The following is a 21736-nucleotide window of genomic DNA, read 5'->3' as shown; positions in this document are numbered from 1 at the left end:
CGGGGGGGGGGGGGGGGTGGGGGGGGGTGTTGGGTGGGGTCCCCCTCACCCCGCTTATTTGTTCCGGGCCCCCCCTCCCCCCGCCGCTCCCCCCCCCCACCCCCCACTTCTCGGCAGCGTCGCCCCTTGCGCACGGCCAGGGTTCTGTGGTTCATTACTCATGTAATGAACCACAGAACGTGCGATCGACGAGAGGATGGGCACCATGTTCGACGGACCTGAACCCATCTACCTGCAGATCGCCCAGCAGATCCGCGCCCAGATCCTGAGCGGCGACCTCGCCGAGGAGGAGCAGGTCATGTCCACCACCCAGTACGCGACGACCTTCCGCATCAACCCCGCGACCGCCGCCAAGGCGTTCGCCGGGCTGGTCGACGAGGGAGTCCTCTACAAGCGGCGCGGTGTCGGCATGTTCGTCGCCTCCGGAGCACGCGAGAAGCTGCTCGCCGAGCACCGCGACCGCTACTTCGCCGAGGTCCTGCGCCCGGCCCTGGTCCAGGCCGACCTGCTGGGCATCACGCCCGCCGAGATCGTGGACCACGTGCTCGGCCGCGGCCCCCAGGACCGCCCCACCCCGACGGGAGAGACCTCATGACCGCCCCCACCCGCCCCGAGCCGTTCGGCGTCGAGCTGCGGGACGTGACCCTGAGCTTCGGCAAGGACGAGAAGCACCCGGCGCTCGACGGCCTGAGCCTCCAGGTCCGTCCCGGCACCATCACGGGCCTGCTCGGCCGCAACGGCGCGGGCAAGACGACCGCGCTCTCGCTGATCGCCGCCATGCGCCGCCCGGACGCCGGGACGGTCCTGGTCGACGGCGAGGACCCGTTCGAGAACGCGTGGGCCATGGCCGGCACGCAGCTCGTCCGGGAGAGCGGCGACACGATCACCTCGACCAAGGTCGCCGACAGCCTGGGGTACTACGCCGAGATGCGCGAGCACTGGGACGCGGACCTCGCGGCCCGTCTGGTCGACCTGTTCGAGGTCGACCTGCGCAAGACCCCCGAGAGCCTCTCGCGCGGCAAGCGCTCGGCGCTCGGCGCGGTCATCGGTCTCGCGTCCCGCGCGCCGTTGACGATCTTCGACGAGGTCTACCTGGGCATGGACGCGCCGAGCCGGTACGCGTTCTACGACGCGCTCGTCGAGGACTACACCGAGCACCCGCGCACGATCGTCCTCTCGAGCCACCTGATCGACGAGGTCGAGCGGATCTTCGAGGACGTCGTCATCGTGGACAAGGGGCGCGTGCTCCTCGCGGAGAGCGGCGAGTCCGTCCGGAGCAGGGGAGTGAGCCTCACGGGGTCCGCGGCCGCGGTCGAGTCGTTCGTGGACGGCCGTCGCGTGCTGGCCCGTCAACGCCTGGGCGGCACGGCCCAGGTCACGCTGTTCGGGACGCTCGACGACGCGGAGCGGGCCGCTGCGACCGAGGCGGGCATCGAGCTCGGTGCGGTGCCCTTGCAGGACCTGTTCGTGCACCTGACCCGAGAGGAGCGGTCATGACCGAGAACCTGACGGGCCCCACGGCCCTCACCAGCCGGGAGGCGCAGCGTGCCGCGGTGCGCCGTACGGCCGAGAGGCGGTCGCTGCGCACCGCGACGTGGTCGATGTCCGCGGGGACCTGGCAGATCGGTGCGTGGTTCTGGGTGATCGTGCTGATCGTCGCGGGCATCATCGGCTACGTCGAGGTGCGCACCGACATCCTCGACGGCAGCGTGATCGACGGCGTCGTGAGCGGGTCGGCGAAGTTCTTCCTGTTCGTCATGGGCATCATCGCGCCCATCGCGAGCATCGCGGTGCACGTCGCGGCGGGTGGCACGCGCCGGTCGTTCATCCGTTCCACCTGGTGCACGGCTGTGATCCTGGGGCTCACGTTCGCCCTCGTGGCGGCGGTCCTGGGCTACGTGGAGTGGCTCGTCTTCCGGGCGCAGGGCTGGTCACCCGAGCTCGACCGGGCCCAGCTCTACGTCGACGGCGGTCAGGTCGGCACCGCGTTCCTGGTGCAGGCGTTCTTCTGCAGCGTGTACTGGCTCTCGGGCGCGGCGATCGGCATGGGGTACTACGGGTTCGGGGTGTGGCGCGGGACGTTCGCGATCCCGCTCCTGCTGGTCCCCGTGGTCCTCGTCGAGCTCGCGTTCCAGAGCGGCTACTTCGGCAGGCCGTTCGCCCAGGCCGTCGGCCTGGCCGACGCGCAGGTCCTCACCGCGGTCGTGGGTGGCCTCGTGGCCCTCGCCGCAGCGGCTCTCACGTTCCACCTGGTCACGCGGTCGGTGGCCATCGCTCCCGTCACGACCTGACGGCCCTGGCGTCCCCGACGCCTTTGCGCGCAGCGTCCCCTCGTCAGAGGGAGCGTCGTGCCCCTCACCAGCTCGTCCATCACCGTCCAGCGGACGGCGCCCGGTCCACCGGGTCGCCGCCCGGCGGGCGAACACACCCTCAGGGAGGGCATCATGACCACCGCACATCCCGTCCCGGCAGGTTCGTCGCCGGGCAGCGCGCCCGCAGCGGGCGCAGTTCTGAGCAGCGCGCCCGTCGGTGCGCCCTCGACCACGGTGCCCGACGGCGCCGCACCCGCCATCGAGATCGTCGCCCTGCGCAAGGCGTACGGGAGCAACGTCGCCGTGCGCGACGTGAGCCTCGCCGTCGGGCCGGGGGAGATCTTCGGGATCCTCGGTCCCAACGGGGCCGGCAAGACGACCACGGTCGAGTGCCTCGCGGGGCTCCGGCAGGCCGACGGCGGGACCGTCCGGATCCTCGGACGGGACCCGCAGGCGGACCCGGCCTCGGTCCGCGAGGTCCTGGGCGTCCAGCTCCAGGAGGCCGAGCTCAACGAGCGCATGACGGTCGCCGAGGCGCTGCGGCTGTACGCGTCGTTCTACGAGTCGCCCGCGGACCCTGCCGAGCTCATGGACCTGCTCGACCTGACGCCCCACCGGGCCCGCCAGTTCGGGAAGCTGTCGGGCGGGCAGAAGCAGCGCCTGTCGATCGCGCTCGCGCTCGTGGGGAACCCGCAGGTCGCCATCCTCGACGAGCTGACCACGGGCCTGGACCCGCAGGCCCGGCGCGCCACGTGGGAGCTCGTCGAGCGCGTGCGCGACCGCGGCGTGACGATCCTGCTCGTCACCCACTTCATGGACGAGGCCGAGCGCCTGTGCGACCGCCTCGTCATCATCGACCAGGGCGTCGTGGTCGCGGCCGGCTCGCCCGCCGAGCTCATCGAGTCGGTCGACTCGTCGCGCGTGCTCCGGTTGCGGCTCGAACCGCACGAGGAGGCCGAGGCGCTCGAGATCCTCGCCGGGCTCGCGGACGTCCAGGCCGTGACGCGCGAGGGCCACGAGATCGAGGTGACCGGGACCCGGCGGGTGCTGCCCGTCGTCGTGCTGGCCCTCGCCGAGGCGGACGTCGTGCCCGACGTCCGGACCGTGACCCGCTCGCTCGAGGACGTGTTCGTGCACGTCACGGGCAGGACGTACGACCACACCGGGGCGACGGGCCCCACGGCGACCGACGACCGGTCCAGCACCGAAGGAGCAGGGCGATGACCACGCAGACGGCAACACACGCGCAGGTGGCAGCACCCCGGCGCCGCAAGTTCGCGGGTACTGGCTGGCACGGCCTGCGGACCCTGACCCTGACCGAGGCCCGCCTCCTGCTCCGCGACCCGGGGACGGTCTTCTTCGCGCTCCTCTTCCCGACCGTGCTGCTCGTGGGCGTGGGCTTCGCGATCCCCGGCATGCGGGAGGTCATCACCGACGCACCGCCGCCCTGGGGAGGGCTGACCGCCGTCGCGGTCTACGTGCCCGTGGCGCTCGCGACCGCGGTCGCGACCGTCGCGCTCACGACCATGCCCGTGTACTTCGCGACGTTCCGCGAGAAGGGCGTGCTGCGCAGGCTCTCGACCACACCCATGAGGCCGCAGGGGCTCATCGGGGCGCACGTGGTCATCAACCTGGTGACGGTGTGCGTCGCGGCGCTGCTCGCGGTGCTCGTGGGGAGCCTGGTGTTCGACCTCGCGGCGCCCGCCAACCTCTCGATCGTGGTCGGGAGCTTCCTGCTGGGGATCCTGTCGATGTTCTCGCTCGGGATGCTCATCGCGTCGCGCGCGGGCAAGGCCAGCACGGCGTCGGCGATCGGGATGACGCTCTACTTCCCGATGCTCTTCCTCGCGGGCATGTGGACGCCCGGGCCGATCATGCCCGAGGCGCTCCGCACGATCGGCGGGTACACGCCCCTCGGCGCCGCGACGCAGGCCATGACGACGGGCTGGTTCGAGACCGGTGTGCCCGTGTCCCAGATCGTGGTCATGGCCGTGTGGACCGTGGTGCTGCTCCCGGTGGCGGCACGGTTGTTCCGCTGGTCGTGACGCGACGCGCGGGGTACCGAGGCACGTCGGGACGCGCAGGCTCGCCCGGTGCTCCGGGCTACCGGACGAAGAACGGCCCCGCGGTCGGGTCCGCGAGGTAGCCCAGCGCGTGGCCGAGCCGCTCGCTCGTCGAGGCGGCGAGGTCGGCGGGCAGGTCGTCGGGCGCGAACCAGGCGACCGCGAGCGACTCGTCGTCGGCCACGTGAGCCGCGGCCGCTGCGGCGGGGGAGACCGGGCGGCACAGGAAGCACAGGTCCAGGTACTGCGAGCGGTCGCCGTTCGGGTACTCGACGACCGGGGTCACCGTGACCCCGGTCAGCGCGTCGACCCGGACGCTCACCCCGGTCTCCTCGAGGACCTCGCGCGCGAGGCCCACGGCGGGGTCCTCGCCCGGCTCGAGGATCCCGCTGACGACTGCCCACTGCCCCGAGTCGGCACGCTGACCCAGGAGGAGGCGACCGTCGTCGTCGATCACGACCCCCGTGACTCCTGGCATCCACAGGAGGTCGGTCCCGACGTGGGAGCGGAGGGCGGCGACGAACTCGGGGATCGGCATGGACCGAGCGTAGACGGCGTGCGATGCCGAGAAGTGAGCTGTTGCCCCTGATCCGACCGGAACACGGGCAACAGCTCACTTCTCGGCGGAGCTGCCTCGGCGAGCACCGTGCCCGGAGTCTGAGACGGCCCCGTGGGGCACCAAAACCGCTGTGCTACGGTCGTCCGGTGAACACGGTTCGTTGGTATTGGCGCTTTACGCTGGCTCCTGGAGGGGCCGAGCGGGCGTTCGCCTGACCAACCTTCCCCGGAGCCAGCACAGGGCCTTGGACGCAGACCGCGTCCGGGCCCTTCGTCATTCAGACGGGCCGACTCCGGACACAGAGCAGGCCGCACGGCTCCGTCTGAGTCACCTTCAGATCAGGAGCCCTCGCATGACCGCCACGACCTCGACCACCGTCTCTGCCGAGACCGTCGACGAACGTCACCCCGAGACGGTCACCTCCGCCACCGGCGCAGGTGACACCATGGAAGTCGTGACCTCTCACCCCGAGTACGAGCTGCAGGCGCCCACGAGCGACCTGCGCATCCGCGCCCTCGACCCGCTGCCCGCCCCCGTCGACATGCTCGCCGAGCTTCCCCTCGGCACGGCGCGCGGTGACCTGGTCACCCAGTCGCGCCGCGAGATCCGGGACGTCCTGGCGGGGGACGACGACCGTCTGCTCGTGATCGTCGGCCCGTGCTCGATCCATGACCCCGAGGCGGCCCTCGACTACGCGCACCGCCTCGCGGCCGTGGCCAAGGACCTGTCGGAGGACCTCGCGATCGTCATGCGCGTGTACTTCGAGAAGCCGCGCACGACGGTCGGCTGGAAGGGCCTCATCAACGACCCGGACCTCGACGGCACGCACGACGTCAACCGTGGTCTGCACCTGGCGCGCGAGGTCCTGCTCGGCGTCCTCGACGCGGGTGTCCCCGCGGCGACCGAGTTCCTCGAGCCCACGAGCCCGCAGTACATCGCGGACGCCGTCTCGTGGGGCGCGATCGGCGCGCGCAACGTCGAGAGCCAGGTGCACCGCCAGCTCGCGTCGGGCCTGTCGATGCCCGTCGGCTTCAAGAACGCGACCGACGGCGACATCCAGATCGCGGTCGACGGCTGCATCACCGCGGCGAGCGAGCACACGTTCTTCGGCACGGACGGCGCGGGCCGGGCGGCCGCGGTCGAGACCGCGGGCAACCCGGACTGCCACATCATCCTGCGCGGTGGCCGCAGCGGCCCCAACTACGGGCCCGACGACGTCGCGTCCGCCCTGCGCGTGGCCGCGGCCTCGGGTCTGGGCGGGGCCGTCGAGCACGGCCTGGTGATCGACGCGAGCCACGGCAACTCGGGCAAGGACCACGTGCGTCAGGCCGAGGTCGTGCGCGAGGTCGCGACGCGCATCGCCGAGGGCGAGGCCGGGATCACGGGGCTCATGATGGAGAGCTTCATCGTGGCCGGGGCGCAGGCGCCGGCTCCGCGCGGGCTCGTCTACGGGCAGTCCGTGACGGACAAGTGCATCGACTGGGACACCACGGCCGAGCTGCTCGGCGAGCTGGCCGAGTCGGTGCGGGCACGCCGGGCGCTCTGAGTCCCGGTACTTCTCGGCTCGGCTGACGGCCGCTCTCCCCGCGGGGAGGGCGGCCGTCGTGCGTGCTGCGGCCGTGCGACCGAGCCCGGCTGCGAGCAGTCGCGCGGGTGCGGGGCGCTGGGCCCGGGCCGCGAGCGGTGGGTGGGCAGGTGCGCGACCGTCCCCGGTCAGGACGCGGCGCGGACCCAGTCGCCGACCACGACGCGAGCGCCCTCGAGGATGTCGACGCCCGAGTCGGCGCCCGGGACGTCCGTCACGCGAAGGCGGGTCACCTCGGCGCCGGGCACGGTCGTGACGAGGACGCTCGTCGTCTGGTCGGGGTCGTTGGCCGTCGACATGGCGCCCCACCGGAGCTGGGACGTCGCGACGCCGCCCGGCGGCACGACGACCCGCACGGGGCTCTGCCCGGGGACCTCCGGTTCGGCCAGGACGTCCGGGACGGTGCCCGAGGCGCGCAGGAAGCTCAGCCCGGGGCGTCCGTCGAGCGCGCACGGGGCGTCGGACACGTTCTCCGCGGTGACGGTGAGGAAGCGTGACCCGGCGGCGGCGTCGAACCCGGTCACCCCTGCGCGAAGGTCCGGCCCGGTGCAGGGCGGCACCCCGTCGGCGGCTGCGGCCGCGGCGTCGGCCTCGTCTCCCGCGGGGTCCGTGCTCACGAGCTCGCGGTCCGAGACGAACCCGGACTCGGAGGTCTCGCTGCCGTGGACGGTGAAGGCGATCGCGCTGCCCAGGAGGTCTGCCTGGCCCGAGGCGCGCAACCAGTCCGCGACGGGCGTCGGCGGGCCCTCGACATAGACCGTGAGCAGTGGCACGGGGTTCCCCGTGGGCGACCTGACCTCGTAGACGGCCTGGGTCGTCTCGTCGCGCGACCCGGCCTCGGCGAGGAGCTGGACGGCGGGCAGCGGCGGCGGTACGGGGTCGACGCTCGAGGTGTACATCGCGCCGTAGCCGTCGGTCGAGAGGGAGTTCAGCGGCCGCGCGAGGGTGCCCGCGACCTCGGCCAGCCCGGGGAGGGCGGCGGGCTCACGGCCGGTGACCGCCGCGTTGTCGGCCGTGAGGTGGACCGCGGTCGCTCCCGCGTCGAGGAACGCCACGGCGTCGTGGACCGACCTGTCTCCCGGGCCGGTGGGTTCGAGCCTCATCGTCGCAGCGGTGCCCGGCAGCGTGTCGACCACGGTGAGCGTGGGTGAGCCGCTGAGCCCCGAGGTGGTGAGGACGCCGTAGACGGCGTCGACGGTCGCCTGCGCGTCCTCGGGGGTCCGGAAGCTCTCGAGGTCGACCGTCACCGAGGCTGCGGGTGCCGGGACGTGCTCGGGAAGGCCCTCGAGAAGGTCCTCGTCGAGCACCTCGACCGTCGCGGACTCGACCCCCTCGATCGCCCCGAGGTCACGCTCGACGTCCTCGCGGATCGTGGCGTCCTGCGACGTGGCCGGGTCGGCAGGGGCCTCGCGCTCGTCCCCCTGCCCGGCCGCCTGGTCGTCTCCGCGTGCGGTCGCCCAGAGCGCGAGCGCGACGAGCGCCACGAAGAGCACGCCCACGACGACGTAGAGGGGATGGAGCCGGGCGGTCTGCGGCGTCTCGGTCACCCCGTGAGGGTAGCGGCAGCCTCCGACCGGCCGGCGACCCATCCGCGACCCCGTCCGCGACGAACCATGGGTGCCTCAGCCGTCGCGGATGCTGTGCACCCGCGGACGTCCCGCCCGTGCGCCGCGGTGGGGAGCCTGGGGCAGACTGGTCGGGTGCCACCCGTGAGGACGAGCGAGCCCGATGCTCTCGATGCCGCGCTCGCCGCGTGCGCCGAGGGTGATCCGGCTGCGTTCGCGCCGGTGTACGACGCCCTGGCGCCGGCCGTGTTCGGCACGGCCCTGGGCGTGCTGCGCGACCACGACCACGCGGCCGAGGTGACCCAGGAGGTGATGATCGAGGTGTGGCAGACGGCGGTGCGTTTCGACGCCTCCCGGGGTTCGGCCCGGACCTGGGTCGTCACGATGGCCCGACGGCGAGCGGTGGACCGGGTGCGGGCCGAGCAGTCCCGCCGGGTCCGGGACCAGAAGGACGTCGACGGCAGGTTCGCCGGGGGAGGCCACGACGTCGTCGCCGAGGAGGTCGAGCAGCTGCTCGAGTCGGCTGCCGTGCGCCGGTGCCTCGGGAGCCTGACCGAGACCCAGCGCGAGTCGGTCGTCCGGGCCTACTTCGGCGGTCTGACGTATCGCGAGGTCGCGCTCGAGCTGGGTGCGGCCGTGCCGACCGTGAAGTCGAGGATCCGTGACGGGCTCGTCCGCCTGCGCGACTGCCTGGGGGTGAACCGTGGTTGACGACACCGGCGACGGCCGCGACACCGGGCGCTCTTCCACGTCGCGTGGTGGCGTGGACGGACCGGTCGCCGACGGAGAAGGTCCGCGCACGGACGACCCGCGCGACCTGCTCGCCGCCTACGCGCTCGACGCGGTCGACGACCTGGACCGCCGCGTGGTCGAACGGCTGCTGGCCTCCGACGCCGACGCGCGCCGCGAGCTCGACGAGCACCGCGCGGTGGTCGCGGCGTTCACGGTCGACGCGGACCCACCTGCCTCGCTCCGGGACGCGGTGCTCGGGCGCGTCGCGTCGACGCCGCAGGTCGCGGCCCCCGGGGCAGGCCGCGGAGACGCACGCCCAGGGGGCCCGGCGCGCGCTCCCCGGCGGTGGGTCGTCGTGGCCGCGGTCGCCGCCGCGGTCGCGGCCGTAGCGGTCCCGACGACGCTGGCCGTCCAGGCCCGCCAGGAGCAGGTCCGGCTCCAGACGCAGGCCGACGCCATGGCCTCGATGCTCGCCGACCCGGCGGCGGAGATCGTCCGGGGCGAGATGGTCGGAGGCGGGGACGCGAGCGCGCTCGTCTCGGGTGACCGGGTGCTGTTCTCCGTCACGGACCTGCCGCAGGCGGGTGCCGCCGAGGACTACCAGCTCTGGCTCGTCGAGGGGGAGGGCATGGTCTCTGCCGGGGTGTTCGACGCCCGGGACGGCTCGGCGGCCCTGCTCGTCGATGCGGCCGGGAGTGCGGGGGTCGCGGTGACGCTCGAGCCCGCCGGGGGTTCTCCGCAGCCGACGAGCGACCCCTTGGTGGTCCTCGAGACCTGATGCTCGATCTCGGATATTTCTGAGGCTGAGATCCTGCCTGAATGCCCGCGCTCGGGTAATTCCTTGGTCCGATTCCGGATATATGTCGGGGTTTGTCAAAGTCTGGGTATTGGTGATGCAATACGACACGTTCCCACCCCGTGTCGTGCGTGCGACGTCGCATCTCGGCATCACCCCGGAAGGAATCCACCACCCGTGAAGAAGCTCCTGGCGAGCACGGCAGCCTCGCTGCTCGCCCTCGGCGGACTGGTCGCCACCGCGGCCCCCGCCTCTGCCCACACCCCGCAGGTCTCAGCGACCTGCACGGGCCTCGACCTCTCGCTCAAGGCCTACTCCGCCAAGGACAACACCGTCACCGTGAAGGTCGACGGAAAGGTCGTCAAGGACGAGACGTTCCAGCGCTCGTACTCGACCTCCTACGTCTTCCCCGACTCGTCGGTCGCCCACTCGTGGGAGATCGACGTGCGTGCCTCGGACGGCAAGAAGTACGACTTCGCGCAGCAGGGAAAGACCACGCCGTGCGTCTCCGCACCCACGCCGGGCAACGAGGTGGGCATCTACGTCTACAAGAAGAACGACCCCGCGAAGCCCGCCGCCTGGGAGAACTCCGGACCCCAGACGCTCGTCGACCACAAGCCGGGGACCGAGTGGTACACCACCTTCCCGGCCGACCTCCCGCGGGAGGTCTGCGGGGACGGGTGGGCGGTCCAGCAGGACAGGATCCGTCAGGACGGGACGTTCGTCTGGCCCGAGACCATCACTCCGCCGAAGTCCGCGCTGGGCGGGGTCCTGACCGGCTCCAAGCACCACGACCTCGACGACCTCGTCGAGGTCCCGGAGTGCGTCGAGGAGACCGTGCCCCCGGCCGAGCCGGAGACGCCTGTCGCGCCGGAGCCCGAGGAGCCGTCCCTGACGTTCGTGCCCCCGGTCGCACCGACGATCCTCGAGGTCTGCGGCACCGACGACGAGCGCTTCGTCCTGCCCGAGAGCACCGAGCAGATCAGCTACACGCGGACCGACGGCGCGATCGTCGCGCACGCCGGGGACGGCGTCGCTCTGGGTGAGTCCGCGGGGTACGTGCTCGCCGAGGACGGCAGGAGCGCGTCGTTCCTGATCGACCCGGAGCTCGGCGCGCAGGAGTGCGTCCTGACGCCCGGTGAGATCGGCGCGGTCTGCGAGGCCGACACGCCCTACCTCGGCTACGAGGTCTTCCTGCCCGAGGGGTACGAGGCCGACAGCGACCGCCCCCTGAGCATCACGTTCCTGAACCCCGGCGAGGGTGAGGACTACACGGTCGAGGGGCTGCCTCTCGACGGCAGGATCCTGTGGCCGGGCGCGTCCGCGGACGAGCCCCGTGCCTGGCCCGGCTGGGAGCGTCAGTCCGACGGCACCTACGTCGAGACCGACGGCAACTTCGCGTGGACGCGCTCGGACGTCGAGGTCCTGTTCCAGGTCAACCCCGACTACTCCACGACGGTCCGCTACCCGGAGGGCACGGCGTCGTGCGCCAACCCGCCGGTCGTCGCGGCCCCCGGTCCCGTGAGCGCCGAGGCGCCGAGCGGTCCGTCGCTCGCCGCGACGGGAGCCACGGCCGGAGCAGCCGGGTTCCTCGCGCTCCTGCTCGTCGGTGGCGGTGCTGCGCTCGTGTGGGCGCGCCGCAGGGCGAACGGCTGACCGCTGACGCGCTGAACCTCAGCATGACCGTCCGCCCCTGAGGGCCGGGCGCACGAGAGGAGCCGGTCGCTCGGGGCATCCAGTCCGGAGCGACCGGCTCCTCGTCCGTGTCCCCGTGCATCTCCTGGTGGGCCGGCCGCCGCGGCACGGGGACAACCGCGACGGCCGGCGTCGGGGGGTCACATGGTCGGCATGAGGACCGTGTCGATCAGGTAGACCGTGGCGTTCTGGGTCATGACACCGCCGCAGATCACCGAGGCGTCGTCGACCTTGAGGTCGTCGCCCGAGCCCGTGACGGTCACGGTCCCGCCCTCGACGGTCTCGTGCTCGCCGACGACCTGGTCCGGGGTCAGCTGTCCGGGGACCACGTGGTAGGTGAGGATCTTGGTCAGCGTGTCGGAGTCGGTCTTGAGGCTCTCGATGGTCGCCGGGTCGATCTTGGCGAAGGCGTCGTCGACGGGCGCGAACACCGTGAACTCGCCGCCGTTGAGGGTGTCGACCAGGTTCACGTCGGGGTTGAGCTGCCCGCTCACCGCGGCCGTGAGGGTCGTGAGCAGCGGGTTGTTGGACGCCGCGACCGCGACGGGGTCGGTCGACATGCCCGTGACGGAGCCGGCGCCGTCGGGGACCTGCTCGGCGTAGGCGGCACAGCCGGGGCCGACGAGGTTGGCTGCCGGGTCGACCTCGGGGGTCATGGCGTCCTCGGACATGTCGTCGCCGGGCGTCGTCGTCTCGGCCGCGCTCGACGTGTCGTCGCTGCCCGAGCCGGTGTCGGAGCTGCAGGCCGACAGGCCAAGGATCGCCAGGGTCGCTGCACCGACCACGGCGTACGAGGTACGGGTTCGAACGTTCATCGGTCTCTCCTCGTTGTCGTCGCCCCGTCAGGTGCGGGGCGTCTCGGAGGAGGTTCGGAGCCGGTTCCCGGTCGGATGGGTCGGAACTCCGGCGCGGTGTGCGCAGGAGCACGACGTCCCGCCCACCCATCCGTGCGGGCCGCTGCGCCGAACCCCGGCCATGGAAACCCTCGTGCTCATCGGCCTGATCGGTGGCCTCATCACCGGCATCTCGCCGTGCATCCTCCCGATGCTCCCCGTGATCTTCTTCGCCGGCGGTGTGCAGGGGGCCCGCGAGGGCGCGGCCGCACCCGCTGTGCCCACCGTGCCCGACGACGGAGCCACCACCGCGGTCCGGTCACCCTCGGCGGAGGCCACGGCCAGCGCCCCGACCGCCGCGCTCTTCGCCGGCGCTCCGGGCGCCGTGACGGTGGGGGCGCGCGGACAGGTGGTCACGGCCGTCCGTCCGGCTGCCTCCCCGGCGCCGGGTGCGCCGTCGAACCCGGCCACGGCGGACGTCTCCCCGCCGACGGACGGCGAGCGGCGCCGTCGGGCCCGGAGCGGCACGGACGCCCAGGGCGCCGCGGGCCGGGGCGCTCGCCGCTCGTGGCGCCCGTACCTCGTGATCGCGGGCCTCGTCGTGAGCTTCAGCGTGTTCACCCTGCTCGGCTCGCTGCTCCTCGGGGCGCTCGGCCTGCCGCAGGACCTCCTGCGCTGGGTGGGGCTGACGCTGCTCGCGGTGATCGGCGTGGGCATGATCGTGCCGCGGTTCGAGGAGGTGCTCGAACGACCGTTCCAGCGGGTCGCGGCGCTCGGTGCGCGACGAGGGACGCGGAGCCAGGACCGTGGGGCGTTCGTGCTGGGCCTGGGCCTCGGAGTCCTGTACGTCCCGTGCGCGGGACCGGTCCTCGCGGCCATCACGGTCGCGGGCGCGACGGGGAACATCGGACCGGAGACGGTCGCCCTCACGGTGTCGTTCGCGGTGGGTGCCGCGCTCCCGCTGCTGGTCTTCGCCCTCGCGGGCCGTCGGGTGGCCGAGCGGGTCAAGGCCTTCCAGCGCCACACGCGCGGGATCCGCGTGGCGGGCGGCGTGGTCATGATCGCGCTCGCCGTCGGGCTCGCGTTCAACCTGCCCGCCTACCTCCAGCGCGCGCTGCCCGACTACACGGGCAGCCTCCAGGAGCGCGTCGACGCGTCCGGGACGGTGCGCGAGGCGCTCGACCTCGGCGGGATCGTCACGGACGAGAACCGCGGGCTGTCGAGCTGCTCGAACGGTGCGCCCGAGCTCGAGGACTGCGGGCCGGCCCCCGCGCTGCGCGCGATCGACACGTGGTTCAACACCCCCGGCGACCAGCCGCTCGCGCTCGACGACCTGCGGGGCAAGGTCGTCCTGGTCGACTTCTGGGCCTACTCCTGCATCAACTGCCAGCGCGCGATCCCGCACGTCGACGCCTGGTACGAGCAGTACAAGGACGTGGGCGAGGGGTTCGAGGTGATCGGGGTGCACACGCCGGAGTTCGCGTTCGAGCGCGAGACGCGCAACGTCGTCGCGGGGGCCGACGACCTGGGCGTCACGTACCCGGTCGCGCAGGACAACTCCTACGCGACCTGGACCGCGTACCGCAACCGCTACTGGCCCGCGCAGTACCTGGTCGACGCCGACGGGACCGTGCGGCACATCCGGTTCGGCGAGGGCGGGTACGAGAACACCGAGGCGCTGATCCGCGAGCTGCTCGCGGACGCGAACCCGGGCGTGCGCCTGCCGGGCGCGACGTCGGTCGAGGACGGGACCCCCGACGGGGCGACGACCCCCGAGACCTACCTCTCGGTCGGCAAGGTCGGCAACTACGCGGGCGAGCCGCGCTACGCCGCGGGGGAGCAGACCTTCACGCTCGCCCCGGACCAGGCGCCAGACACGTTCTCGCTCGGCGGCACGTGGGCCGTCGACTTCCAAGGAGCGACCGCGGTGTCCGACGGGGCCCGCGTACGGCTGGCCTACCGGGGCACCGACGTCTTCACCGTCCTGGGCGGCGAGGGCACGGTCGTGGCGACCGTCCGTGACGTCGACGGGAAGGTCGTCGAGCGGCGGGACATCGAGGTCACGGGGAACCCGACGCTCTACCCGGTGATCGAGGGGGACGCGCCGAGCGAGGGGGCGGTCGAGCTCGAGGTCCCGGCGGGCATGCAGGTCTTCACGTTCACGTTCGGGTAGGGGCGGCGTCGGGCCTGAGACCACCTGGTCCACCTGCCGACCCTCCGGGGGCGCATAGATGGAACGGGCGGATCATCGAAGGGTGCTGACCCTCACCGAGAACCTGTCCGAGCAGTCCCGTGCAGCTCGCACCAAGGTCGAGGGAACCCGGCACCCCTGGCGCTACCTGGTGGCAGCGATGCTCGCGGGGGCCTACATCGGCGTGGGCGTGGTCCTCATGGTCGCCACGGCCGGGCCGTTCCTCGCCGCCGGGGCGCCGGCCGAGCGCCTCGTGGCCGGCGGCGTCTTCTCGGTCGCGCTGACCCTGGTCGTGTTCGCGGGGGCCGAGCTCAGCACGTCCGCCATGATGATCCTGACCCAGGGAGCGGTGACCCGGACGATCCCGGTGCGCTCCGCCGTCGGGACGTTGCTGTTCTGCTTCGGCGGGAACCTGCTCGGGTCCATGCTGTTCGGGTGGATGGTCGTGCAGTCGGGAGTCCTGCACACCAACGCGGCCGCGGGCGAGATGATCGCGTCGATGCTCGCGGGCAAGGCCCACGAGACCGGTGGACAGCTCTTCTTCCGGGGCGTGCTGTGCAACGTCCTGGTGTGCGCCGCGATCTGGGCGTGCGGTCGGCTCCGGTCGGAGGCCGGCAAGGCCATCGTCATCTTCTGGGCGATCTTCGCGTTCATCTCCTCGGGGTTCGAGCACGTGGTCGCCAACATGACGACGTTCAGCATCGGTCTCTTCAGCCCCGAGATGATGACGACGTGGGGACAGTTCGGACGGAACCTCCTGTTCGTCGGGCTCGGCAACCTGGTCGGGGGAGCGGTCGTGGTGGGCCTCGGGTACGCGGCCGTGGCCGGACGCCGGCAGCCCGCGGCGCCGGACGCCGGTGCGGTCTCGGGCCCGCTCCACGGGGTGGACGAGGCCGTGGAGGGTGGGCCTGCCCTGGCGCTCGACCCGTCGGCTCGTCTCACGGACCGGACGTATCGCGAGGTCTAGTTGCCCCGGGATTCCGGGGATCGCGCCTCCGTGATCACGGAGAAGATGCGCAGATGGGGAGAATCCGGTATCGGATGCTTCGCGACGTGTCGGAATTCACTGCAGGACGTGGCATGATCCCCGGTCATGGGCATCAGGACGGTCTCGGATCTCACGCAGGTCGACGATCCTGCGTGGCCCACGCTCGCGCGGATGTTCCAGCGGCCCGGGGTCGAGGTCCTCGCGCCGCCCGAGTGGGCGCCCGAGGTCCTGTACCGACTCCAGATCACGACGCGCTCGACGCTCGGCGCGCTGGCGCTCTACACCGGCGGCGTCCTGGTGGACCACGGGTGGCTCCGGCTCCTCGGCGGAGGTGGGTACGGGCTCCCCGACCTCGCCACGATCAACGGCCTGGGCGCCCCGGAGGAGGGGGCGATCGCGCCCCAGAAGCTCGTCGTCGCGTTCGACGTCCTGGGCGGGACGTTCGCGGTCAACGGCGGCGGCCTGCCCGGCCCGCTCGGGGACGTGCACTACTTCGCGCCCGACACCCTCGAGTGGCACTGCCTGGGGTTCGGCCAGGGAGCGTTCACCGAGTGGGCGGTCAGCGGTGGGCTCGCCGAGTACGTGGCCGACCTGCGCTGGCCCGGGTGGGAGCTCGACATCGAGGACCTGCCACCGGGCACGGGGCTGAGCGTCTACCCGCCCCTGTGGTCCGGGGCGGTCTCGGGGCACCTGGTCGAGCGGCACGCCGTGGTGCTCGAGGGGCTCGCGGTGTGGCACCAGGAGATGGCCGATCGCATGTCCCCGCTGGGTGACGGCCTCCTGGGCGGTGACCCGCCCTCCGAGGGGTGCTAGGTCGCCGGCGGAGGTCCGGGCCCACCGAGAGAGAAGTCCCTGGGTAACCCCTCCGGCCAAGTTGTATACAAGTACGCAAGGGCTGTGGCACGATGGCCGCATGACCAGCGCCCCGACGACGTCGTCCCCGTCGCGCGACGAGCCCCTCGCCGCCGTCCGCCGCCAGTCGGGTGCCCGCGCCGTCTACGACCTCTTGCGGCAGCGCATCATCGACGGCTCGCTCGCGGCCGACGAACGGCTCACCGAGCCCGTCCTCTCGGCCCGGCTCGGCGTCAGCCGCACGCCCGTCCGCGAGGCCCTGCGCCTCCTCCAGGCCGAGGCCCTCGTCGTCGAGCAGCCCACCGGGGGAGTGCGTGTCGCGCCGCTCGCGGTCACCGACCTCCACCGCGTCTACGACGTCCGTGCTCGTCTCGAGGGCCTGCTCGCCCGGGACGCGTGCGAGCGGGCACGGCCTGCCGACGTCCAGCAGCTCGCTCGCCTCGTGTCGCTCATGGACGCCGTGCGCGACCACGAGGACGAGGTGCTGCGCATCGGCGCCCAGTTCCACGGCCAGATCGAGGCCCTGGCCGACAACCGCTGGTGCTCGGAGCTGCTGCGCCAGATCCGCGGGCACGTCGACCGCTACCGCTCGCTGTCCGCCCGCGAACGCGTCGGGACGACCGACCACGTGGACGAGCACCGCGAGGTCGCCCGCGCCATCGCGAGCGGAGACCCGGACGCGGCCGAGCGCGCCATGCGCGAGCACATCGAGCGCAGCGCAGCGATGGCGGCCAAGGCGCTCGGGGAGCCGCCACCCCCGCCGCCCGGCTGACGGCGCGCGCCGCACCCGGCCCCCGCCGACCGCCACCGGGCCCCTCGGCCCGTGCGGCGCCGTCGGGCAGGCAGGGCCCCGCGCACCGCGGCAAGAGCCGCTCCGCGCCGACGTACGAACGCACCCGACGAAACCGACGCACCCGACCACCGGAGGCACCGATGCCCACGACCCACCACCTGCGGACCCACCGGTCCGCGGAGAACCTCGCCCGCACCGACCAGCTCGCGTGGAAGCTCGCCGAGCTCGCGACCGACCCGGTCGAGGTGCCGACCGAGGTCGTCGAGATGATCGTCAACCGCGTGATCGACAACGCGGCCGTCGCGGCCGCGAGCCTCACGCGCGCGCCCGCCGTCGCAGCCCGCGGTCAGGCCCTGGCGCACCCGTACGAGCCCGGTGCGACGGTCTTCGGGACCCCGCTCGTGACGCGCACGAGCCCCGAGTGGGCGGCCTGGGCCAACGGCGTCGCGGTCCGCGAGCTCGACTACCACGACACGTTCCTCGCGGCCGAGTACTCGCACCCGGGTGACAACATCCCGCCGATCCTCGCGGTCGCCCAGCACGCCGGCCGCGACGGCGCGGCGCTCGTCCGCGGCATCGCGACGGGCTACGAGATCCAGGTGGACCTGGTGCGAGCCATCAGCCTGCACGCCCACAAGATCGACCACGTCGCGCACCTGGGCCCGTCGGCAGCGGCCGGGATCGGGACCCTGCTCGGGCTCGACACGACGACGATCTTCCAGGCGATCGGGCAGGCGTTGCACACCACGACCGCGACGCGGCAGTCCCGCAAGGGGCAGATCTCGACGTGGAAGGCGTACGCCCCGGCCCTCGCGGGCAAGGTCGCGGTCGAGGCCGTGGACCGCGCCATGCGCGGGCAGACCTCGCCCGAGCCCGTCTACGAGGGCGAGGACGGCGTGATCGCGTGGCTGCTCGACGGCCCGGAGGGGCGCTACGACGTCGTGCTCCCGTCGCCCGGTGAGCCCAAGACCGCGATCCTCGACACGTACACCAAGGAGCACTCGGCGGAGTACCAGTCGCAGGCGCTCATCGACCTGGCGCGCGCGCTGCACGCCGAGCACCCGTGGCTCGCGGACCCGGACAACATCGCGAGCATCGTGATCCACACGAGCCACCACACGCACCACGTGATCGGCTCGGGCGCGAACGACCCGCAGAAGTACGACCCGGCCGCATCGCGCGAGACGCTCGACCACTCCATCCCGTACATCTTCGCGGTCGCGCTCCAGGACGGCGGGTGGCACCACGTCGACTCCTACACGCCCGAGCGCGCCGGTCGCGCCGACACGGTCGCGCTGTGGGGCAAGGTCACGACGGCCGAGGACCCCGAGTGGACGCGCCGCTACCACTCGGTCGACCCCGCCGAGAAGGCGTTCGGCGGGCGCGTCGAGATCGAGCTGGCCGACGGCGGGCGCATCGTCCGCGAGATCGCGGTCGCCGACGCGCACCCGCTCGGTGCGCGCCCGTTCGCCCGCGCGCAGTACGTCGCCAAGTTCCGGCTGCTCGCGGACGGTGTGCTCGAGCCCGCAGAGATCGAGCGCTTCCTCGACCTCGCGCAGCGTCTCCCGTCGCTCACGCCCGCCGAGGTGCGCGAGCTCTCGATCGTCGCGCGGCCGGGTCTGCTGGACACGGTCCCGGTGCCCACGGGCATCTTCGAGCTGGGGCGCCCCGCCCAGGGCGCGGCAGGGGGCGAGCCCGACGCCGGCGCGCACCCGGGGGCGACCGGCGCCTCGGGCGCAGGCAGCGCGGGCGGTGAACCGGCCGGGACCGGGCCGGGGGACGGCCCGGCCGCCTGGACCATGCGCGACGCGACCGACGACGTGCCCGGCTCGGCCGATGCTGCCGGCACCGATGGGCCCGGCGCCCCGGGTGCTCCCGCCGACCCGACCCCCGCAGGAGGCAACTGATGCTGTACTCGCACGTGACGCCGTCGGACAAGCGGGCCGCGCTGCGCGCCCGGCTCGCGGCCGGTGAGCTGCTCCAGCTCCCCGGTGCGTTCAACCCGCTCTCGGCGCGCCTGATCGAGGACAAGGGCTTCGACGGGGTGTACGTCTCGGGGGCCGTCATCTCGGCAGACCTGGGCCTGCCGGACATCGGCCTCACGACGCTCACCGAGGTCGCGACCCGTGCGGGGCAGATCGCGCGCATGACGAACCTGCCCGCGATCGTCGACGCCGACACGGGCTTCGGCGAACCCATGAACGTCGCGCGGACCATCCAGACGCTCGAGGACGCGGGCGTCGCTGGCTGTCACATCGAGGACCAGGTCAACCCCAAGCGGTGCGGGCACCTCGACGGCAAGGCGACCGTCGACCTCGAGACCGCCACGAAGCGGATCCGTGCCGCGGTCGACGCCCGGCGCGACCCGAACTTCCTCGTCATGGCGCGCACCGACGTGCGCGCGTCCGACGGGTTGGCGGTCGCGATCGACCGGGCCAAGGCGCTGGTCGACGCCGGAGCGGACGCGATCTTCCCCGAGGCCATGCGCGACCTCGCGGAGTTCGAGGCCGTGGCCTCCGCGGTCGACGTGCCCGTGCTGGCCAACATGACCGAGTTCGGCAAGTCCGAGCTGTTCACGCGGGACCAGCTCGCGGCCGTCGGTGTGCAGATCGTCATCTATCCCGTGACGCTCCTGCGTAGCGCGATGGGGGCCGCGGAGCGCACGCTGGACGTGATCCGGGAGACCGGGACGCAGGACGGGGTGGTCGGCGAGATGCAGACGCGTGCACGGCTGTACGAGCTGGTGGACTACGCCGGCTACAACCACTTCGACACCGAGATCTTCACGTACCGGCCGTAGGGCGGCCGGTCGTCGGAGCCGGCGAGGCTGAACCCTCGCCGGCTCCGACGACCCCGGTACGGCAGCACAAGACCCCGCATCACGAAGGAGTGAGCACATGACCACCAGCACCCCCGCCGACGGTGCCGCGGCCCCGGCGGCCGCCCAGGGCACGGCGACCCCGGCCCCGAACCCCGAGATCCGCAAGGGGCTCGCGGGCGTCGTCGTCGACACGACCGCGGTCTCCAAGGTCAACCCCGACACGAACTCGTTGCTCTACCGGGGCTACCCCGTCCAGGAGCTCGCGGCCCGCAAGAGCTTCGAGGAGGTCGCCTACCTCCTGTGGCACGGCGAGCTGCCGACCCCCGAGCAGCTCGCCGCGCAGACCGCCGTCGAACGGGAGAACCGCGCGCTGCCGGGCGAGGTCCGCAACGCGATCCTCGAGCTCCCCACGAGCTGCCACCCCATGGACGTGTGCCGCACCGCGGTCTCGGTCATGGGCGCGCACGACCCGAGCGCCGAGGACTCGTCCCCGGAGGCCGAGCACGCCAAGGCCCTGCGGCTGTGGGCCATGATGCCCGCGGTCGTGGCCCTCGACCAGCGGCGTCGCCGCGGCCAGCAGATCGTCGACCCCGACGAGGACCTCGGCTATGCCGAGAACTTCCTCCACATGACGTTCGGCGAGGTGCCCGACGCGTGCGTCGTGCGTGCGTTCGAGGTCTCCATGGTCCTGTACGCCGAGCACTCGTTCAACGCCTCGACGTTCACGGCCCGCGTCATCACCTCGACGCTCTCCGACCTGCACTCGGCCGTCACGGGCGCGATCGGCGCCCTCAAGGGAGCCCTGCACGGCGGCGCGAACGAGGCCGTCATGGCGACGTTCGCCGAGATCGGTACCGCCGACCGGGCCGCCGCCTGGCTCGACGAGGCGCTGGCCGACAAGCGCAAGATCATGGGGTTCGGCCATCGCGTCTACAAGAACGGCGACTCGCGCGTGCCGACCATGAAGAAGACGCTCGACGACCTGGTCGCGCACCTCGGGACCGACGAGGCGACCGCGCTCGACGAGCTGTACGACGCGCTCGAGGCCGCGATGACCGAGCGCAAGGGCATCCTGCCGAACCTCGACTACCCGACGGGCCCCGCCTACCACCTCATGGGGTTCGACACCCCCACGTTCACGCCGCTGTTCGTCGCCGCGCGCGTCGTGGGATGGACCGCGCACGTCGTCGAGCAGCGCGCCGCGAACGCTCTCATCCGGCCGCTGAGCCAGTACGTGGGACAGGCGCAGCGCGCGGTGCCGTGAGGGCCCGCCTTGCTGCCGTGGGGTCCCGTCGATGGACGCCCCCGGTCGGCGAGCTAGGCGCGACCACCCCCGGCGGCTTGGTGCGTGAGTGCCGGCCGCCCTGGCTGTTGGGGTGAGTCTCTGGTCGTCGTCGGCCGTGTGGTGCCCGTGTGCCCCACGAGGAGGCGCGTCACCACGTGCCGGAGCGTCCCCCACCGGAAACGGTGGAGGACGCTCTGGTGTCCGCCGCTTTCTTCCCACGACCCGCTGCGGGTACAGGGAGGTCCTCGGTGGAAGGTCGTGCGATGCCTGACGGCGTTCAGCAGTGGTGCGCGGAGTAGGGGGAGTGCGACACGACCGTGGTCGGGTCGTCACCGGTGGTGGTGGTCGTGACGGTGACGCTGCCCGCGTTCACCGAGGTGGAGCGTGTCGCGAAGGACTGGTAGGGGGTCGCGCCGGGCGGCACGTCCAGGAACGTCTTGCTGCCGTAGGGGGTGCTCAGCGTGATGGTGAGCGGCGTGTCGCTGGTGTTCTCGGCGCGGACCGCGACGAATGCCCTGCCGGCGATGCAGCGGATGCTCGGAGTGATCTTGATCGGGACCGTCGTCGTGGAGTCGAGCGTGACGTAGGGGACCACGACCGAGCCTGTGGTCCAGTTCATCACGTGGGCCTGGCTGGTTGCTCCGGAGATGATGTCGTAGGCGTTGC

At 72.6% G+C, this 21736-nt stretch carries 19 protein-coding genes and 1 pseudogene; 16 read left to right on the top strand and 4 right to left on the bottom strand.

Annotated elements, in window-relative coordinates; genetic code table 11:
* Nucleotides 1-205: 205 nt before the first annotated feature.
* The 5 genes from ACFWGN_RS00100 (at nt 206) to ACFWGN_RS00080 (ending at nt 4357) form a co-directional block, all read left to right on the top strand.
* Complete coding sequence (locus ACFWGN_RS00100; RefSeq protein ID WP_377615145.1) at nt 206-595, top strand: GntR family transcriptional regulator; 390 nt, start codon at nt 206-208, stop codon at nt 593-595.
* On the top strand, nt 592-1497 hold the full coding sequence (locus ACFWGN_RS00095) for an ATP-binding cassette domain-containing protein (RefSeq protein WP_377615144.1): 906 nt from the start codon (nt 592-594) through the stop codon (nt 1495-1497). The genes ACFWGN_RS00100 and ACFWGN_RS00095 overlap by 4 nt, the downstream gene beginning before the upstream one ends.
* Complete coding sequence (locus tag ACFWGN_RS00090) at nt 1494-2291, top strand: hypothetical protein (RefSeq protein ID WP_377615143.1); 798 nt, start codon at nt 1494-1496, stop codon at nt 2289-2291. The genes ACFWGN_RS00095 and ACFWGN_RS00090 overlap by 4 nt, the downstream gene beginning before the upstream one ends.
* A gap of 153 nt (nt 2292-2444) precedes the next feature.
* A complete protein-coding gene (locus ACFWGN_RS00085; RefSeq protein WP_377615142.1) occupies nt 2445-3536 on the top strand; it encodes an ABC transporter ATP-binding protein in 1092 nt (363 codons plus the stop codon).
* Nucleotides 3533-4357: an ABC transporter permease gene (locus ACFWGN_RS00080; protein ID WP_377615141.1), complete on the top strand. Its 825-nt coding sequence runs from the start codon at nt 3533-3535 to the stop codon at nt 4355-4357. The genes ACFWGN_RS00085 and ACFWGN_RS00080 overlap by 4 nt, the downstream gene beginning before the upstream one ends.
* Nucleotides 4358-4415: 58 nt before the next feature.
* Here ACFWGN_RS00080 and ACFWGN_RS00075 read toward each other — a convergent pair whose 3' ends face one another.
* Nucleotides 4416-4913 carry an NUDIX domain-containing protein gene (locus ACFWGN_RS00075; RefSeq protein WP_377615140.1) on the bottom strand — a complete coding sequence of 166 codons (498 nt, stop codon included), beginning with the start codon at nt 4911-4913 and terminating at the stop codon, nt 4416-4418.
* A gap of 466 nt (nt 4914-5379) precedes the next feature.
* Between ACFWGN_RS00075 and ACFWGN_RS00070 the strand changes: the two genes are divergently transcribed.
* Nucleotides 5380-6480 (top strand): 3-deoxy-7-phosphoheptulonate synthase, encoded by a 1101-nt coding sequence (locus ACFWGN_RS00070; protein WP_377615445.1) that lies wholly within the window; start codon nt 5380-5382, stop codon nt 6478-6480.
* Between the two features lie 167 nt (nt 6481-6647).
* Here ACFWGN_RS00070 and ACFWGN_RS00065 read toward each other — a convergent pair whose 3' ends face one another.
* Nucleotides 6648-8066 (bottom strand): DUF4232 domain-containing protein, encoded by a 1419-nt coding sequence (locus ACFWGN_RS00065; RefSeq protein ID WP_377615139.1) that lies wholly within the window; start codon nt 8064-8066, stop codon nt 6648-6650.
* 153 nt (nt 8067-8219) lie between these two features.
* On the opposite strand from ACFWGN_RS00065, the gene sigK reads away from it, so the two are divergent.
* The 3 genes from sigK (at nt 8220) to ACFWGN_RS00050 (ending at nt 11268) form a co-directional block, all read left to right on the top strand.
* Nucleotides 8220-8795, top strand: a complete 576-nt coding sequence (gene sigK, locus ACFWGN_RS00060; RefSeq protein ID WP_318244431.1) for an ECF RNA polymerase sigma factor SigK — start codon at nt 8220-8222, stop codon at nt 8793-8795.
* Nucleotides 8788-9594, top strand: coding sequence for an anti-sigma factor domain-containing protein (locus tag ACFWGN_RS00055; protein ID WP_377615138.1), 807 nt, complete (start codon nt 8788-8790; stop codon nt 9592-9594). The genes sigK and ACFWGN_RS00055 overlap by 8 nt, the downstream gene beginning before the upstream one ends.
* A 195-nt stretch (nt 9595-9789) precedes the next feature.
* Entirely contained in the window at nt 9790-11268 is a 1479-nt protein-coding gene (locus ACFWGN_RS00050) for a hypothetical protein (RefSeq protein ID WP_377615137.1), read from the top strand.
* A gap of 179 nt (nt 11269-11447) precedes the next feature.
* Here the strand turns inward: ACFWGN_RS00050 and ACFWGN_RS00045 are convergent, their stop codons facing one another.
* A complete protein-coding gene (locus ACFWGN_RS00045) occupies nt 11448-12122 on the bottom strand; it encodes a fasciclin domain-containing protein (protein WP_377615136.1) in 675 nt (224 codons plus the stop codon).
* A 160-nt stretch (nt 12123-12282) separates the two neighbouring features.
* Here ACFWGN_RS00045 and ACFWGN_RS00040 point away from each other — a divergent pair, with 160 nt between their 5' ends.
* The 7 genes and pseudogenes from ACFWGN_RS00040 to ACFWGN_RS00010 all read left to right on the top strand — a co-directional run bounded on the left by ACFWGN_RS00040 (nt 12283) and on the right by ACFWGN_RS00010 (nt 21049).
* Nucleotides 12283-14313: a cytochrome c biogenesis protein DipZ gene (locus ACFWGN_RS00040; RefSeq protein ID WP_377615135.1), complete on the top strand. Its 2031-nt coding sequence runs from the start codon at nt 12283-12285 to the stop codon at nt 14311-14313.
* Between the two features lie 82 nt (nt 14314-14395).
* The gene (locus ACFWGN_RS00035; RefSeq protein WP_191802193.1) at nt 14396-15298 is read left to right on the top strand and encodes a formate/nitrite transporter family protein; all 903 of its coding nucleotides are present in this window, start codon (nt 14396-14398) and stop codon (nt 15296-15298) included.
* A gap of 126 nt (nt 15299-15424) precedes the next feature.
* On the top strand, nt 15425-16132 hold the full coding sequence (locus tag ACFWGN_RS00030) for a DUF2625 family protein (protein WP_377615134.1): 708 nt from the start codon (nt 15425-15427) through the stop codon (nt 16130-16132).
* Between the two features lie 100 nt (nt 16133-16232).
* Nucleotides 16233-16943 (top strand): GntR family transcriptional regulator, encoded by a 711-nt coding sequence (locus ACFWGN_RS00025; RefSeq protein ID WP_191802189.1) that lies wholly within the window; start codon nt 16233-16235, stop codon nt 16941-16943.
* 161 nt (nt 16944-17104) lie between these two features.
* Nucleotides 17105-18619, top strand: a pseudogene (locus tag ACFWGN_RS00020) (MmgE/PrpD family protein); the annotation flags it as partial.
* Nucleotides 18620-18870: 251 nt separating this feature from the next.
* Nucleotides 18871-19764 carry a methylisocitrate lyase gene (gene prpB / locus ACFWGN_RS00015; RefSeq protein ID WP_377615133.1) on the top strand — a complete coding sequence of 298 codons (894 nt, stop codon included), beginning with the start codon at nt 18871-18873 and terminating at the stop codon, nt 19762-19764.
* 97 nt (nt 19765-19861) lie between these two features.
* On the top strand, nt 19862-21049 hold the full coding sequence (locus ACFWGN_RS00010) for a bifunctional 2-methylcitrate synthase/citrate synthase (RefSeq protein WP_377615132.1): 1188 nt from the start codon (nt 19862-19864) through the stop codon (nt 21047-21049).
* 298 nt (nt 21050-21347) lie between these two features.
* On the opposite strand, the gene ACFWGN_RS00005 is transcribed toward ACFWGN_RS00010, so the two are convergent.
* A partial coding sequence (locus ACFWGN_RS00005; RefSeq protein WP_377615131.1) for a hypothetical protein occupies nt 21348-21736 on the bottom strand: 389 nt, incomplete at its 5' end.

The sequence above is a fragment of the Oerskovia sp. NPDC060338 genome, assembly GCF_042726295.1.
In the GTDB taxonomy this organism is placed as follows: domain Bacteria; phylum Actinomycetota; class Actinomycetes; order Actinomycetales; family Cellulomonadaceae; genus Oerskovia; species Oerskovia merdavium.
This window is presented reverse-complemented; position numbering and strand designations above follow the sequence as displayed.